We start from the raw sequence: 14,792 nt of genomic DNA, 5'->3' as shown, positions 1-14,792 counted from the left end.
CGGCGTGCGGACAGCATGCCTTATCGTCCCATCTTCACGCGCTTCGGGGGTCCGCGATGCCGTGCAGGGCGTAGTCGACGAGGGTGTCCGTGTAGTCGTACGAGATCGGCCCGGTGCGCTGGAGCCAGCGCTGGGCGAGCGGCGAGACGAAGAGTTCCAGGGCGATCCGCGGGTCGATGCCGGCCCGCACCGCCCCGCTGCGCTGCGCCGAGCGGAGCCGGTCGACGTACAGCTGGAGCTGGGGTTCCAGGAGCCGGGTCACATAGGTGCGGCCGACCTGCTCGTCCAGCAGGCCCTCGGCGGCCAGCGCCCGCGCCGGTGCCTCGAAGCGCGGGTCGCGGAGCGTGTCCACGGTGGCCCGGAGCACCGCCTTGAGGTCGGCGGCGAGATCACCGGTGTCCGGGATGGCGTACGGCTGCTGCCCCGCCTCCCGGGCGGTCTGCTCGCCGAGGGCGAGGAACGCCTCCAGCAGCACGTCCGCCTTGGAGGACCACCAGCGGTAGATGGTCTGCTTGCCGACGCCGGCGCGCGCGGCGATGCCCTCGACCGTGGTCCTCGGGTAGCCGATCTCGCCGACCAGAGCGAGGGCGGCGGCGTGGATCGCCTGGCGGGACTTCTCGCTGCGGCGGCTGGTGTCGGGGGCGGGCTTCCTCTCCATGGCTCGAAGCTAACAAGCTACGCTTCGGCGCCCTCGGGCGGCCAGGCGTCGCCCCAGTCGGCGTCCCGGGCCGCCTTGTACAGATCGCCGTGGCGCTTGGTGACCGTGGTACGGCTCAGCCGCTGGTCCGCCTCGCACAGGTCGAGCAGCACCTGGCCCTTGCGGATCTGCGGGCGCCGGACGACCCGGGCGGGGGCCGGGGTGACGGGCAGCCGGGTCGCGGCGACGTAGGAGAACTTCTCGTCCTCGTGGCCGAGGGAGCCGCCCTTGACCTGGCGGTGCAGCGAGGAGCGGCCGACCCGGGCGGAGAAGTGGCACCAGTCCTGGCCGGGCACGATCGGGCAGGCGGCGCTGTGCGGGCAGGGCGCGGCGATGTGGAATCCGGCGCGGACGAGCCGGTCGCGGGCCTCGATGACCCGGGCGTATCCGGCGGGGGTGCCGGCCTCCACGATCACCACGGCCCGGGCGGCGGCCGCGGCGGCGTCCACCAGGGCGGCGCGGTCGGCCTCGGCGAGTTCGTTGAGGACGTACGAGACGGTGACGAGGTCGGTGCTGTCGAGGGTGAGCGCCGAGCCGATCCGGGCGCGCTGCCAGCGGGCGCCGGCCAGGGCGGGGTTGGCGGCGGCCAGCTCCCGGCCGAGGGCGAGGGCGGGCTCGGCCCAGTCCAGCACGGTGATGCTGCGCCCGCCGGGCCAGGTGTCCGCGACGGCCCAGGTGGCGGCGCCGGTGCCGCCGCCCACGTCGACATGGCCGGCCGGGGTCCAGCCGGGCACGGCGTCGGCGAGGGCGGTGAGGGCCGAGCGGGCCGCCTCGAAGGTGGCCGGCATGCGGTAGGCCGCGTAGGCGGCGACGTCGGCGCGGTCACGCAGGATCGGGGCGTGGGTGGGGGTGTCGCCGCGGTAGTGGGCGATCAGTCGTTCCACGGCTCCGGCGGCCTGGGTGGGGGGCAGCTCGGCGAGCAGCTCCGCCAGTGCGCTGCGGAGGGTGTCGTTCACCCGGTGATTGTATGGCCGGACGCGGCCGCCCCTGCCCGCCGCCCGGTCAGACCACCGCCCGGGCCAGCAGCGTGCCCAGGGTCGCCCGCGGCCTGCTGTCCGGTGGGCTGCGCCTCGGGTGGACCGTGTTGGCCAGCAGGATCAGGAAGGTGTCGGTGGCCGGGTCGAGGACCAGCGAGGTGCCGGTGAACCCGGTGTGGCCGGCCGCGCCCCGGCCCGCCAGCTCTCCCATGAACCAGGGCTGGTCCACGGCGAAGCCCAGCCCCGGCGGGGTGAGCAGCAGCTCGGTGAAATCCGGGCCGAGGATGCGCGCGGTGCCGTAGGAGCCGCCCGCGAGCAGGGTCCGGCACAGGATCGCGAGGTCGCCCGCGGTGGAGAAGAGCCCGGCGTGCCCGGCGACCCCGCCCAGCGCCCAGGCGTTCTCGTCGTGCACCACGCCCCGCAGCATGCCCCGGTCGGCCTTGGCCCAGGGCCGCCGCTGGTCCTCGGTGGCCGCCGCGCCGGGGCAGGGCCCGAAGCGGGTCGCGGTCATGCCGAGCGGACGGGTGATGCCGTCCCGGACGAGGACGTCGAGGGTGCGGCCGGTGATCCGCTCCAGCACGAACTGGAGCAGCAGCATGTTGAGGTCGGAGTAGAGCGGGGTGCCGGGCGGCCCGGTGGGGGCCTCGGCGCGCAGCAGGTCGAGGCGGGCGGCGATGTCCGGGCAGTCGTACAGCGGGAGTTCGGGGCGCAGCCCGGAGGTGTGGGTGAGCAGCTGCCGCACGGTGATGCCGTGGTCGGCGGCCGCGTGGAAGTCGGGCAGATAGGCGCCGACGCGGGCGTCGATGCCGAGGGTGCCGCGTTCGATCTGCTGCACGGCGGCGACGGCGGTGCAGAGCTTGGTGAGGGAGGCCAGGTCGAAGGGGGTGCCGAGGGTCATCGGCACCCGGGCGGCGGGCGGGAGTTCGACAGCGTTGTCGGCGGCCGCGTCGTAGCCGGCATAGCGGACGGCCCAGCCGGCGGCCTCGGCCACGGCGATCACCGGGCCGCGTCCGGCCAGCAGCACGGCGCCGGCCGCCCAGGGGCGGTCTCCGGCGGTGAGGGCGTGCAGCTCGTCGGTCATGTGCCGCAGGTGCGTGGGGTCGAGGCCGGCCCGCTCCGGGGTGTCGACGCGCAGTCGCGGTGCGCTCAGTTCCGGTCTCCCTCCGGCCCCACCTGTGTCGTCGGTGTCTTCCAGGGACGGCACATTGCCATGAAGCAGACCGTGGCGGCCAGTGCCGCCGTCAGTTGTACGACGGCCATGGGGACGGCGGTGCGCTCCCCGGCGACCCCGACGAGCGGGGAGGCGACCGCGCCGACCAGGAAGGAGGAGGTGCCGAGCAGGGCGGAGGCGGAGCCGGCGGCGCGCCGGGTGCGCAGCAGGGCGAGGGACTGGGCGTTGGGCAGGGTGATGCCCATCGCGGACATGAGGACGAAGAGGGCGGCGGCGACCGGGGCCAGGCCGGGCGTGCCGAGGACGCCGGTGGACATCAGCAGCAGGGCGGTCGCGGCGAGGACGATCACGGCCAGGCCGGTCGCCAGCACCTTGTCCAGGCGGACCCGGCCCACCAGCACCTTGCCGTTGATCTGCCCGGCGACGACGAGACCGACGGAGTTGAGGCCGAACAGCAGGCTGAAGGTCTGCGGGGAGGCGCCGTAGATCTCCTGGATGACGAACGGGGACGCCGATATGTAGGCGAACAGCGCGGCGAAGGCGAAGCCGCCGGCCAGCATGTAGCCGGTGAAGGGCAGGTCGGTGAGGAGGCCGCGCATGGCGCGCAGGGCCTCGGGCACCCCGCCGTCGTGCCGGTCGGCGGGCGGCAGGGTCTCGGGCAGCCGCAGCCAGACCAGCGCGGCGAGTGCGGCGCCGACCACGGTGAGGACGACGAACACGCCCCGCCAGTCGGTCACCCGGAGGATCTGTCCGCCGACGAGCGGGGCCACGATCGGGGCGGCCCCGGAGATCAGCATCAGGGTGGAGAAGAAGCGGGCCATGGCCACACCGTCGTACAGGTCGCGTACGACGGCCCGGGCGATGACGATCCCGGCGGCGCCCGCGAGGCCCTGGGCCAGCCGGAAGGCGACCAGGGTCTCGACGTTCGGGGCGAGGGCGCACAGGGCGGTGGCGAGGAGGTAGACGGCGAGGCCGGTGAGGAGCGGGCGGCGGCGGCCCCAGCGGTCGCTCATGGGGCCGACGACCAGCTGTCCCAGGGCCATGCCCAGCAGGCAGGCGGTGAGGGTGAGCTGGACGGTGGCGGCGGGGGCGTGCAGGGACCGGGTGACCTCGGGCAGCGCCGGCAGATACATGTCCATGGCCAGCGGGGGTGTGGCGGTGAGGCCGCCGAGCACGAAGGTGACGAGCAGGCCGGTGCGGCGCGCGGCGGCCGGCGGCGGGGTGGAGGCGGGGGCGGTGGTGTCGTGTTCCGTCTCCGGCGGCGGTGCCGCCGCGTGCTCGGACATCTGTCCCTCCCTGGTGGTGACCGGCCCCCATGTTCTCAGCTCGCACAGACTCCCGAGGCACACATGAACGAGTGCGGCGGTGGGGGGCCGTGGCGGGCGGGTAACCGTATGGCGGACAGTGGATTCCGCATGACGGACCTGCCGCCTAGGCTGCGGAGCCATGACCGAGAGGCAATCGAAGATCGCGGTGGTGACCGGCGCGGGCTCCGGCATCGGGCGGGCCGTCGCCGTCGAGCTGCTGCGCGCCGGCTGGTCGGTGGCGCTGGCGGGCCGCCGTACCGGGACCCTTCAGGAGACGGCGGCGCTGGTGCCGGAGGGTGCCGCGCTCGCCGTGCGCACCGACGTGTCACGGCCGGAGAACGTGGAGGCGCTGTTCGCGGCGGTGGTGGACCGGTTCGGGCGGGTGGACCTGCTGTTCAACAACGCGGGCACGTTCGGGCCCGGCGGGGTGCCGGTCGAGGACCTGCCGTACGACGCCTGGCGGCACGTGGTGGACACCAACCTCAACGGGGCGTTCCTGTGCGCGCAGGCGGCGTACCGGCGGATGAAGGAGCAGGATCCGCAGGGCGGCCGGATCATCAACAACGGCTCCATCTCGGCGCACACGCCCCGCCCGCACTCGGTGGCCTACACCGCGACGAAGCACGCGCTGACCGGGCTGACCAAGTCGCTGTCGCTGGATGGGCGGCCGTACCGGATCGCGGTCGGGCAGATCGACATCGGCAACGCGGCGACGGACATGACGGCCCGGATGCAGACGGGGGCGCTCCAGGCGAACGGGGCGGTAGCCCCGGAACCGGTGATGGATGTGGCCGATGTGGCGCGTACCGTGCGGCACATGGCCGAGTTGCCGCTGGAGGCGAACGTGCAGTTCGCGACCGTACTGGCGACGGCCATGCCGTACATCGGGCGGGGCTGAGGGGCCCCTCCGCCCGCACACAAGCGGAATTTGATAATCCGCACTATTGCGGCCGATCGAGGACGTATGGTCAACTCATCTCCACCAGAGCTTCACACTTGAGGCACCGGAGTTCCGCAAGCCATACCGAGGGGGGCGCGGCAGCCGTTCCACCGGCCGGAGTTGGGGGTGGGCCTCGCGATCGACGCGAGGCACGCACCGGTGGGTGGAACGGCTGCCGCACACACTGCGGTACACAGGGCACCGCTCAGCGGCGATGCCTGCCTCCGGCCTCCCCCGCTTCTCCCGCCTCGTCGAACTCTCCCACCGCTCCCCGCTGCCCGGCCACCGGGCTCCGCCGTACCGCGGCCCGCGCCTGCGCTCGGGCCTGTGCCCTGGCCTCCGCCCTGCGCACCGCGCGCCTGCGCAGCGCCCACACACCGGCCCCCAGCAGCGCCAGGGTCCCCGCCGCGCCCTCGGCGAGATGCCACGGCGAGTCCTTGCCGCCGGCCGGGTCCGGAGCATCGGCGGCCGCGCCGGAGGACCTGCGGGCGACACCGCCGGGGCCCGCGGCCGCGCCGCCCTCGCTCAGCGGATCGACCAGCATGCCCACGGCCCGCGCGGAACTGCCGTGCGCGAAGCCCCAGTCGAGCAGCGCGGCGGTCTGCTCGTAGACGGCGTTGCTGCCGGCCTCGGGGTGCATCACGGTCACCAGCAGGGTGCGCCCGCCGCGCGTGGCGGCGCCGGTGAAGGTGTTGCCCGCGTGACTGGTGTAGCCGTTCTTCACGCCGATGAGCCCGTCGTACGTCTTCAGGCCCCACGCCCCGGTCAGCAGGCGGTCGGTGTTCTGGATCTGGAAGGTCTTCCTGCCGCCCGCCGGGAAGTCGGCGGTGCGGGTGGAGCAGTAGCCCCGGAAGTCGGCGTCCTTCAGACCGTGCCGGGCGAACAAGGTGAGGTCGTACGCGGAGGACAGCTGGCCCGGGTGGTCGAAGCCGTCGGGGCTGACCACATGGGTGTCCAGGGCCTGGAGGTCCTCGGCCTTGGCCTGCATCTCGGCGACCGTCCGGGGCACACCGCCGTTCATGTGGGCGAGCACATGCACGGCGTCGTTGCCGGAGCGCAGGAACACGCCCTGCCACAGCTGCTCGACGGTGTAGGTGATGCCGGGCTTGATGCCGACCAGGCTGGAGCCGGCCGGGATGTCCGCGAGGTCGCTGTCCTTGACGGTGTACCGCTCGGTGCGGTCGAACTTCTTCAGCACGGTGTCCGCGAACAGCATCTTCAGCGTGGACGCGGGCGCGAGCCGCCGGTGCGCGTTGCACGAGGCGAGCACCTCACCGGTCTCCTGGTCGGCGACGAGCCAGGAGCGGGCGGTGAGTTTCTCGGGCAGTCCGGTGGCACCGTTCACCTGGACGCCGGGACGGGCCAGCCGCTCACCTCCGACGACCCTGGTGGCGGCGGAGGCTTCGGTGGCAGCGGAGAGGGGGAGGGCGGCGGCCGTCAGTCCGAGGACGGCACGCCGGCTGAGCCGGGAACATTCGCGCACTCGGGGACCGTACACCGCGCAGAGCTGGGGATTCCGGTACGCCGGGGCGGGAGGGAGCGGAATGTGCCGTCTTATGAAAATCGTACGAGCGCCTGGCTTTCCGAGCCCTTGTACACCTCTTACCGCAGGCGGCTCGGAGCTGCTCGCTCAGGCCTGGCCGGTCTCGAACCGGAGGATCGATCCGTCGCCGTCGACGGTGAAGTGCCACCGGGTGCGCATCTCGCCCCAGGTGTCGTTGCGGTAGCCGGCGACCAGGGTCCGGCCGCCGTCGGACTCCCTCTCGACGTCCAGGTGGCCGTGGGAGGAGAAGATCTCCTGGTCGATCCACTCGGCGAGGTCCCGGTCGGTGCCGTCGTCGGACATGGTCGCGTCCGGGGCGAGGAGCTCCAGGAAGGCCTCGCGGTCATGGGAGTTGACGGCGGTGACGAAGGCGCGGACGGCCGGGTCGCTGAGTCTGGAGGGCTGAATCGTCATGGCGTCAGGCTCACACCGCTCCCTGGGCCCCGCCACCCGAACGCCCTCCAGGACGGGCCGCCCGGTGCCCCTGATGCGACGGTGGGAGGACAACAGCCCCCCGTCCCCCTTGTCTGCCCGGGAGCCGCCATGACCTGTTACGACCGACGCGATCTGGGCCTGCTGCTGCTCCGGCTGGGGACCGGCGGGGTGCTGGTCGCCCACGGCGCGCAGAAGCTGTTCGGGTGGTTCGGCGGGCACGGCCTGGAGGGAACCGGCCAGTTCATGGAGTCCGTCGGCTACAAGCCCGGCAAGGCGAGCGCCATGGCGGCGGGCCTCGCGGAGGCGGGCGGCGGCACGCTGCTCGCGCTGGGCCTGGCGACCCCGGCGGCGGGCGCGGCGGCGGCCGGCGCGATGACCGGCGCGGGGGCCGTGCACGCGCCCAACGGCTTCTTCGCCCAGGAGGGTGGCTACGAGCACGCGGCGACCGTGGGCCTCGCGGCGGCCGGTCTCGCGATCACCGGCCCCGGCCGCCTCTCCCTGGACCACGCCTTCGGCCATGTCTTCGACCGGGGCTGGATGGTCCCGGCGGCCCTCGGCGTGACCGCGGCGGCGACGGCCGTGGTGGTGGGCCTGCGCAACCAGCGGGTGCGGGCGCGGACGGAGGGCGAGCAGGAGCCGCTGTTCGAGGAGTAGGGGTTCCAGGGGTTACAGAGGCTCCGGGAGTACGGCACGCAGCGCGCGGCGGCGTGGCAGGCTGCGGGCCATGAACGCTCAGGACCCCGCCGCCGCCACTCCCCTGCTCTGGCCCACCGTCGACGCGCTCTGGTCCCGCCTGGAGGCCACTCGCACCCACACCGGCACCGAGGGCCTCCTGCTGCGCGTGCTCAAGCTCTCCGAGGAGGTCGGCGAGGTCGCGGAGGCGATCATCGGCACGACCGGCCAGAACCCCCGCAAGGGCGTCACCCACACCTGGGAGGACGTGCAGGCGGAACTGTGCGACGTGGCGATCACGGCCCTGGTGGCGCTGCGCACGCTGACCCCGCAGGCGCGGGAGGTGTTCGACCACCACCTGGCGAGAGTGCAGGCCCGCCCGCTGCGCCCGGAGGGGCGGGCCTAGCATCGGCCACCCTCGGGAGCCCTACTTGATCTTGTACTCGCAGCCCTTGGCCACCTTGCCCCCGTCGTTGTCGGCGACCTGCTTGCCGTCGACCTTGATCACGCAGCCGCCCATCGTGAGGGTGCCGTCCGCGGCCTGGACCGAGCCGGGCACGACCGAGACCAGGTAGCCGACCTTCTGCTCCGCGTCGGTGAGCGTGACCTTCTCCGTCTTGGTCCAGGGCAGCTGGTGCTTCTCGAAGCCGCTGCTCGCCGCGTGGTACATGACCTGGGTGGTGCCGGTGCCGGTCACCTCCATCGTCACCTCGTGCACCGCCCCGTCGGCACCGGCCGGCGGGGTGGCGGACTGCGACACGGCCACCTTGCCGTGGCCGCTGTCCGCGCCCTTGCCCTGGTCCGTGCCCTTCCCGCCGCCGCCACCGCCGCAGCCCGTCAGCAGCGCCGCCGCCGCGACGCCCACGATGGCACCCTGAAGCGTCCTGAACATGAGTCCCCGTTCCTGGTCCTGATACGAACCCCAAGATCCAATCACGACCCGCACAGGGACCCGCCCCGCCCCTCAGACCGCGGCCGGCTTCCACACCCTGACCGAGAGATCGATATAGGGAGCGTAGTTGTCCGGCGTATAGACCTTGACGACCTTGGCCGCGACCACACGCCCTTCCTCGGTCACCGAGCAGAGCGTGGCCCCCTCGACGAGCCCCTCCTCTTTCGCATTGCCGTAGTGATTCATAAAGCTGCTGGTCCAGGGAGCCGACCCCGTCGCGTCCAGACACGAATCCGCCGTGGCGTCGACACCGGGTTTGAGAATCCCGAACTGGCGCTCGTTCATCACGCTGAGAGCACCCTCGTCCGAGTTCATATAGGAAAGATCGAACTTGGTTTTGTCGCCCTCGGACATCACAGTGAACGCGTCGTCGCTGATCGCCCGCGCCCAGCTGCGCGCGTCGAAGTCCACATAGAGCGGGGTCTCGGGCCGGTTCAGCCGGAGATCACCGGTCCGCTCGACGGTGTAGACGGGGCTCGCGGACGGGCTCGACGACGGCTCGGACCGGTCGGAAGAAGACTGGTCCTGAGCGGGCTGCACCGGGCTCGACGCCCCGCCCTTCTGCCCCGCGTCGCCGCCGTGCACCACCGCACTCTTCGACGGCGTGGGGCCCGTGCCCGCGTTCGCGTCCTGCGCGCCTCCCTGGAACGGCTTCAGGACGATCACCGCGGAAACCGCGCTGACCACGACGATTCCCGCGACGATAAAGATGATCGTTTTCGAGCCGCTGTCCCTGGCCGCCGCCGGCCCTTCGTACTCGCCTTCCAGCAGCCCTCTGCGCCACTTGAAGCGATGTCCCTGACCGGTCTCGGATTCCTCGCGATTCGATTGCTGCTTCATGGCTCCCGCCCCGTCCGCCTCATAGTCGCCCTGAGAGGCGGCAGCCTAGCGGAACAACGGGCCACGCATTGACCACCATTGACGCTGAGTAATATCTCAGGCCAATAATTCATTTTCCTCGCGGCATACAGAGCTTGCCATCGGCAGGTCAGACCGGCAGGCTCCAGGAGCGGCCATCGGGTGTTCCGAGCCACACGCGTTGGGTGCCGTCCGAGTCCACGGTCAGGCCGAGGTCCGTGTGTGGGGGTGAGCCCGCGTCCTGCCAGACAGTGAGAGCGTCTTCCACCTGATCCCAGAGGCGAAGAGGGCCGTGCTGGTGCACGGTCCAGCCGCCTCCGGCCGGTTCGGTCCACGCCTGGGATCCGGTGGCGACGTCCACGAGGATCACGCCCGTGCCAGTGGTCATGAGTTCGGCGGACGGTGCGGCGAGCTGGGCGAGGAACTGCCCGGTCCAGCCTTCCAGGAGTGCAGGGTTCACCCGAGTGGGGCGGGTGCGGCCGGGATGCTGCTGGAAGGTGGGTCGGGGTGGGCGTTCGTGGGGGCGGGCGAGCATGTAGCTGATCCGGTCGGGGTGGAAGCGGCCGGTGGCGGTGCCGTCGTCCTGGACGGTGAGGCGGACGAGTCCGGAGGCGAGCATCCATCCGCTGATGGTGGTGGTGATGGTTCCGCCGGCGCGTACTTGGGACAGCCAGGCCGGTGGGATGTGGCGGACGGCGCAGGTGGCCACGATGTGGTCGTATTCGGCGTCGTCCTTGTGCCCGGCGAGGCCGTCACCGGTGATCAGAGTGGGGTGATATCCGGCAGCGTGGATGTGGTCGGCCGCCGCGACGGCCAGGCCAGGGTCGTACTCGATGGAGTACACGTTGTTGTCGCCGAGGCGGCTGCACAGGATGGCGGTGGAATAGCCGGTGCCGGTGCCGATCTCCAGCACCTTGTGCCCCTCGCCGATCCCGGCGACGTCGAGCATGCGCACGATCAGGGAGGGCAGCGTGCTGGACGAGGTGGGGCGGCCGGTGACGGGTCCGGTGGCATCGACGGCGGTGGTGCCTTCGACCTGGGTGACCCAGGTGGTGTCCTGGTAGACGAGCCGCAGCCACTCGCCGGGATCGGTCCGGTCGCGGTGCACGGGGGTCCATCGGCGGCCGTCGAACTGGAACAGGCCGTCGCTCACGAAGAGTTCGCGGGGCACCGTTTCGAGGGCTGTGCGCCACGCCGGGTCGTCCACCGGGACAGCGGCGGCAAGTCGGCGGCGCAGGTCTGCGGGGTCGGTCATGCAGGGGCTCCATGGTGTAGGCGGTCGGCGATGGCGTGCTTGATGGGAGCAGTGATGTGGTCGGGGAACCAGGCCCACTGACCGTTGGGATTGCACTCGTACCAGTGCCAGACGCCGTCACGGTCGAGACCGAAGTCAAAGGCACCGAAGCTGAGTCCGAAAGCGTCGAGGTAGGCGCGCACTCCTCTGACGATGACCGGGGGAACGGGCAGGGGGCTGTAGGCGAGCCGGTCGTAATGGCGTCGCCAGTCCACGCCGGGTGAACCGTCGATACGGACGGCGGTGAGGTGGTCGCCGACGGCGGTGAGGCGGATGTCGGCGGACTTGCTGACGCGCTGCTGAAACAGGTGTGCCGTGTGCCGTAGACGGCTGTCGATCTGGCATGGGGTGACGTCCTCGATCCACACGGTCAGCGCGCGGCCGGTGTCATCGGCGTACTCGGTTTCCCTGAGCGGCTTGTAGAGGACCGGCCCGTGTTCGGCGACGAAGGTACGGGCGCGTTCGGGGTCGTTGGTGATGAGCGTGGGTGGCACAGTGAAGCCACAGGCAGCAGCCGTGGCCAGTTGTGCCGGCTTGTACTCGGCGTCCCGGTTGCGCCATGGGTGGTTCAGGTAGTGCGCCCCGGGGAGAGCGGCGAGAATGCCGCCGAGCCCGTACCGGGCTTCCTCGACGGCCCATCGGCCGGTCTGCTCATCCATGGCGAGGTCGGCGGTGTAGGGGGTGGGCCGCCGCCAGTACACCGAGCGGACGTTCCCCAGGTCGACGCTCCGGGACGCGGTGACGAGAGTGCCGCCGGTCCCGATTCCGGCGAAGGTGCCGGACAGGGTCACCTCGCGGGGAAAGTCGCCGGGGTCCAGGCGGACCACAGGCACGCGACGCCGGTTCAGTTCGGTGATCACTTCATCCGCAGTCGCGTCGTCCAGGCGCGTGACGACGAGGACGGGCGGCCCACCCACAGCCATCAGTCAGAGTCCCCGTTCTGGTCGCTGCCCTGGTCCGGGGTGCCGTCCAGGCTGGTCTTCGTGCTCGTCTCCTGCGACGTCTCCGACCGCTTGTGCTTGGCCTCCGCCGTCAGCGGTGCGCCGTCGGGGCCGACCCATGCGGGGACCTGCGTGTGCGGGTCGAGGACGGGCCGGGCGGCGGGGAGGACGGCCGCAGTCGGGTAGGGCCGCATGCGTCCGAGTCCCCAGGGCTTGACCTGGGCCAGTGACGTCAAGGGCTGTTGCATGAGTTTCCTCTTCTCTCAGGTAATCCAACAGGCAGCGGTCGCCGCCCGGGCTTTCAAGAGGGGCTGTGCGGGCGGTCTGATGTGGCGAGAGGTGCTGGGTGCGGCCACTTGTCGGGAACGGAGTAGGCAGTCGGGGCAGACCCCGTGTGGACTTCGTCGAAGACCATGGACACCACCAGCCCGAGCCCGACGGCGACAGCTCCCAGGAGCACGGTGCCGGCGGTTACCCCGTCGGCTTGCAGCATGCGGTGGCGGCCGGTCATTGGCCGCCGACCTTGATCGCGATCTCAGCCCAGACACGCTTGCCCCAGGGAAGGAGATCGGTTCCCCAGCGGTCGGAGAGGGCGTCGACCAGGAAGAGGCCACGGCCCCCGATGGCGTCCGGACCAACGATGCGCAGCTCGGGCATGCGGCGGGACGTGTCGACCACCGCTACGCGGAGCCGGCCGGGGCGCGGCTGCTCGGCGATCACCCGAAAGCTGTGAGAGTGACCGTGGCGGACTGCATTGGTGACGATTTCGGAGATCAGGAGCGTGCCGGTCTCTGCGGCGCCCTGGTCCATGCCCCACTCCGCGCATGCCTCCCGGACTATCCGACGCGCCACCGGAACGCTGGCGGCCTCGCTCGCGAGGGTGGCGCTCTGGCGCGGGTACTGCCCTGGACTCACTCGCTCGTTGGTCATGGTCGTCGTCACGCCTAGGTCTGGGCGGCTGGAGGGAAGCCCCGCCCGCGTGCCTCGGGGAGAAGCCTGCGGGCGGGGCCGCGCCGAGGTGCGTTCACGGGTGCGTCTCCCGGCAGCTGACAGCCAGTCAACGCGTGAAGAACGGGATGGGGAGACTCCAGAAGGTGACTCCAACACGGAGTCAGGCGAGCTGCGTTGGCCTTAGCATCGACTCCATTCGCCACTCTGGGGAGTTGCAGATGGACCGTCTGTCACCGGACCCGCGTGCGGTCGTCGCCGGTCTGCTCGGGGATGAGAGCCTGCTCCATGCGTGCGCCGAGCGGGACATGGGCGCGGTGTTCCGGATGCTCAATGCGCGCGGTGTCAGTACGCGGCGCATCGCTGCCGCCGTCGACATCACGCAGGGGCGGCTGTACGACTACATGAACGGCAAGAGCCGGGTGGAGAAGCTGACCCTGTTCGAGCAGATCGCCGACGCCTTCCACATCCCCGGCCATCTGCTGGGGCTGGCTCGACGCTCCTGGGAGCCGGCGCCGGCGACCGCCGAGCACGAGCGGATGGACCGGCCACCGCCGGACGGTGACGACCTGGTGGCGGTGGATCATTTCCGCAGCGCTGACCGGCAGGCCGGCGGCGGCAGGTTGTACGGTGCTGTCGTCCGGCACCTGTCGGACCGGGTGGCGCCCCGGCTGGTCGACATCGGCAGCGGTCCGCAGGTGTTCGCCGCCGCAGCCGCGTTGACCGAGATGGCGGGCTGGATGGCTCACGACTCCGGTCATGACGACCGCGCGGCGCAGCACTTCGCCCGCGCTCTGCATCTGGCCCGCACCTCTGGTGACCTCCCGTTGGCCGCACACGTCGCAGCGAGCAGCAGCCACCTCGCCCTTGAGACCGGGGACGCGGCCGGGGCTGTCGGCTGGGCGCGGACCGGGCTCGACCTGGCCAGACAGGGGCCTCGGATTCCCGCGCTGACGGCACGGCTGCACACCATGCAAGCGCGTGCGCTGGCGGTCGCGGCTCAGCGCACCCCGGCCGCCCACGCGCTGGAAGCCGCGCACCGTGACCTGGAGGCCTCACCCGCTGCTGATCACCCGTGGCTGAGCCCGTTCGACGCCGCCGCGCTGGCCAGCGAGTCAGCCCTGATCATGCGTGACCTGGAGCAGTACGACGAGGCGCTGTCGCACGCCGAACAAGCCGTTGCGCTGCGCGAGGCGGGGCGGGCGCGGTCGCTGGCTCTCAGCCGGATCAGCCTGGTGGACATCCACGTGCGCCGGGGTGACCTGGACTCCGCGGTGAGCGTCGGCCACGACCTGCTCGGTACGAGCCCGACCCTCGGATCGGTCCGGGTGGTGCAGCAGCTCGACGGGCTACGACGGCTGCTGGAGCCGCACCGGGGGTACCGGCCGGTCCGGGAGTACCTGGCGCGGTTCGATGATGCACGCCGCGCCAGAATGCTTCTGCTGGCCGATCTGATCCCGCCGTCCCCGGGAGGCACCACCGTATGAGGCCCACAGCACCCGATCCTGCCGACACCGACGCGTGGAACGCGTACCTCGCGGAGGGCAACGCCAAGCAGGCCCGCAAGCGCGTGGCGGCCGATGTGCTGCTGCGGGACCCGTCCGGCCGTGTGCTCCTGGTGAATCCCACCTACAAACCGGGCTGGGATCTGCCCGGCGGGATGGCAGAGGCCAACGAGCCGCCGGAGGACACCGTGCGCCGCGAGCTGATGGAGGAACTCGGCCTACGCGTCACGTTGCTCGGACTGCTGGTGGTGGACTGGGTGGCCCCGCACGGCCCCTGGGATGATCAGCTCGCGTTCATCTTCGACGGCGGCACCCTGGACGAGGAGCAGGCCGACCGGCTACGGCCACGAGACGACGAGCTGTCCGAAGCCGCCTTCGTCACGACCACCGAAGCCGCCGATCGCCTCCGGGACCGCATCCTGCGCCGGTTCGAGCACGCCCTGAAGGCACTGGACGCCGGCCGGCCGCTGTACCTCCGCGACGGCGCACCACTCATGTGATCATGGCGCGAAAAAGAGCCTCTGACCTGCGTTCTCGCTGGTCGGAAGCCCT

At 71.7% G+C, this 14,792-nt stretch carries 17 protein-coding genes; 5 read left to right on the top strand and 12 right to left on the bottom strand.

All coding sequences use genetic code 11. The features are described from left to right. Positions 1-34: 34 nt before the first annotated feature. From ACWCV9_RS10010 to ACWCV9_RS09995, 4 genes are read right to left on the bottom strand one after another with little or no spacing between them, the layout of a single operon-like run. On the bottom strand, positions 35-658 hold the full coding sequence (locus ACWCV9_RS10010; RefSeq protein WP_450785326.1) for a TetR/AcrR family transcriptional regulator: 624 nt from the start codon (positions 656-658) through the stop codon (positions 35-37). A gap of 17 nt (positions 659-675) precedes the next feature. Continuing rightward, the gene (locus ACWCV9_RS10005; protein WP_450785325.1) at positions 676-1,653 is read right to left on the bottom strand and encodes a small ribosomal subunit Rsm22 family protein; all 978 of its coding nucleotides are present in this window, start codon (positions 1,651-1,653) and stop codon (positions 676-678) included. A gap of 46 nt (positions 1,654-1,699) precedes the next feature. Then, entirely contained in the window at positions 1,700-2,878 is a 1,179-nt protein-coding gene (locus tag ACWCV9_RS10000) for a serine hydrolase domain-containing protein (RefSeq protein ID WP_450785324.1), read from the bottom strand. Next, positions 2,821-4,131, bottom strand: coding sequence for a multidrug effflux MFS transporter (locus tag ACWCV9_RS09995; protein WP_450785323.1), 1,311 nt, complete (start codon positions 4,129-4,131; stop codon positions 2,821-2,823). The genes ACWCV9_RS10000 and ACWCV9_RS09995 overlap by 58 nt, the downstream gene beginning before the upstream one ends. A gap of 160 nt (positions 4,132-4,291) precedes the next feature. On the opposite strand from ACWCV9_RS09995, the gene ACWCV9_RS09990 reads away from it, so the two are divergent. After that, the gene (locus ACWCV9_RS09990; protein ID WP_450785322.1) at positions 4,292-5,050 is read left to right on the top strand and encodes an SDR family oxidoreductase; all 759 of its coding nucleotides are present in this window, start codon (positions 4,292-4,294) and stop codon (positions 5,048-5,050) included. A 247-nt stretch (positions 5,051-5,297) separates the two neighbouring features. Here ACWCV9_RS09990 and ACWCV9_RS09985 read toward each other — a convergent pair whose 3' ends face one another. Together ACWCV9_RS09985 and ACWCV9_RS09980 are read right to left on the bottom strand one after the other, a co-directional pair. After that, the gene (locus tag ACWCV9_RS09985; RefSeq protein WP_450785320.1) at positions 5,298-6,575 is read right to left on the bottom strand and encodes a D-alanyl-D-alanine carboxypeptidase family protein; all 1,278 of its coding nucleotides are present in this window, start codon (positions 6,573-6,575) and stop codon (positions 5,298-5,300) included. Between the two features lie 147 nt (positions 6,576-6,722). Continuing rightward, positions 6,723-7,049 (bottom strand): nuclear transport factor 2 family protein, encoded by a 327-nt coding sequence (locus ACWCV9_RS09980; protein WP_385845173.1) that lies wholly within the window; start codon positions 7,047-7,049, stop codon positions 6,723-6,725. A gap of 129 nt (positions 7,050-7,178) precedes the next feature. Between ACWCV9_RS09980 and ACWCV9_RS09975 the strand changes: the two genes are divergently transcribed. Together ACWCV9_RS09975 and ACWCV9_RS09970 are read left to right on the top strand one after the other, a co-directional pair. Further along, entirely contained in the window at positions 7,179-7,724 is a 546-nt protein-coding gene (locus ACWCV9_RS09975; protein ID WP_385845174.1) for a DoxX family protein, read from the top strand. 70 nt (positions 7,725-7,794) lie between these two features. Then, positions 7,795-8,148 carry a MazG-like family protein gene (locus tag ACWCV9_RS09970; protein WP_450785319.1) on the top strand — a complete coding sequence of 118 codons (354 nt, stop codon included), beginning with the start codon at positions 7,795-7,797 and terminating at the stop codon, positions 8,146-8,148. Between the two features lie 21 nt (positions 8,149-8,169). On the opposite strand, the gene ACWCV9_RS09965 is transcribed toward ACWCV9_RS09970, so the two are convergent. The 6 genes from ACWCV9_RS09965 to ACWCV9_RS09940 all read right to left on the bottom strand — a co-directional run bounded on the left by ACWCV9_RS09965 (position 8,170) and on the right by ACWCV9_RS09940 (position 12,717). Then, positions 8,170-8,634: a hypothetical protein gene (locus ACWCV9_RS09965; RefSeq protein WP_450785317.1), complete on the bottom strand. Its 465-nt coding sequence runs from the start codon at positions 8,632-8,634 to the stop codon at positions 8,170-8,172. Between the two features lie 72 nt (positions 8,635-8,706). Continuing rightward, positions 8,707-9,534 carry a hypothetical protein gene (locus ACWCV9_RS09960; RefSeq protein WP_450785316.1) on the bottom strand — a complete coding sequence of 276 codons (828 nt, stop codon included), beginning with the start codon at positions 9,532-9,534 and terminating at the stop codon, positions 8,707-8,709. Positions 9,535-9,682: 148 nt separating this feature from the next. Continuing rightward, positions 9,683-10,807: an ATP-grasp peptide maturase system methyltransferase gene (tgmC, locus tag ACWCV9_RS09955; protein WP_450785314.1), complete on the bottom strand. Its 1,125-nt coding sequence runs from the start codon at positions 10,805-10,807 to the stop codon at positions 9,683-9,685. Next, a complete protein-coding gene (gene tgmB / locus ACWCV9_RS09950) occupies positions 10,804-11,769 on the bottom strand; it encodes an ATP-grasp ribosomal peptide maturase (RefSeq protein WP_450785313.1) in 966 nt (321 codons plus the stop codon). Before tgmB ends, tgmC begins: the two co-directional genes overlap by 4 nt. Further along, positions 11,769-12,035 carry a putative ATP-grasp-modified RiPP gene (tgmA, locus tag ACWCV9_RS09945; RefSeq protein ID WP_450785311.1) on the bottom strand — a complete coding sequence of 89 codons (267 nt, stop codon included), beginning with the start codon at positions 12,033-12,035 and terminating at the stop codon, positions 11,769-11,771. Before tgmA ends, tgmB begins: the two co-directional genes overlap by 1 nt. A gap of 259 nt (positions 12,036-12,294) precedes the next feature. After that, a complete protein-coding gene (locus ACWCV9_RS09940; RefSeq protein WP_450785310.1) occupies positions 12,295-12,717 on the bottom strand; it encodes an ATP-binding protein in 423 nt (140 codons plus the stop codon). 239 nt (positions 12,718-12,956) lie between these two features. Between ACWCV9_RS09940 and ACWCV9_RS09935 the strand changes: the two genes are divergently transcribed. Then, entirely contained in the window at positions 12,957-14,222 is a 1,266-nt protein-coding gene (locus tag ACWCV9_RS09935) for an XRE family transcriptional regulator (protein ID WP_450785308.1), read from the top strand. Then, the gene (locus tag ACWCV9_RS09930) at positions 14,219-14,740 is read left to right on the top strand and encodes an NUDIX domain-containing protein (RefSeq protein ID WP_450785307.1); all 522 of its coding nucleotides are present in this window, start codon (positions 14,219-14,221) and stop codon (positions 14,738-14,740) included. The genes ACWCV9_RS09935 and ACWCV9_RS09930 overlap by 4 nt, the downstream gene beginning before the upstream one ends. Positions 14,741-14,792: the final 52 nt, after the last annotated feature.

This window comes from Streptomyces sp. NPDC001606, assembly GCF_053596835.1.
The sequence above is the reverse complement of the archived record's forward strand: the minus strand, read 5'-3'. Positions and strand labels throughout refer to the sequence as shown.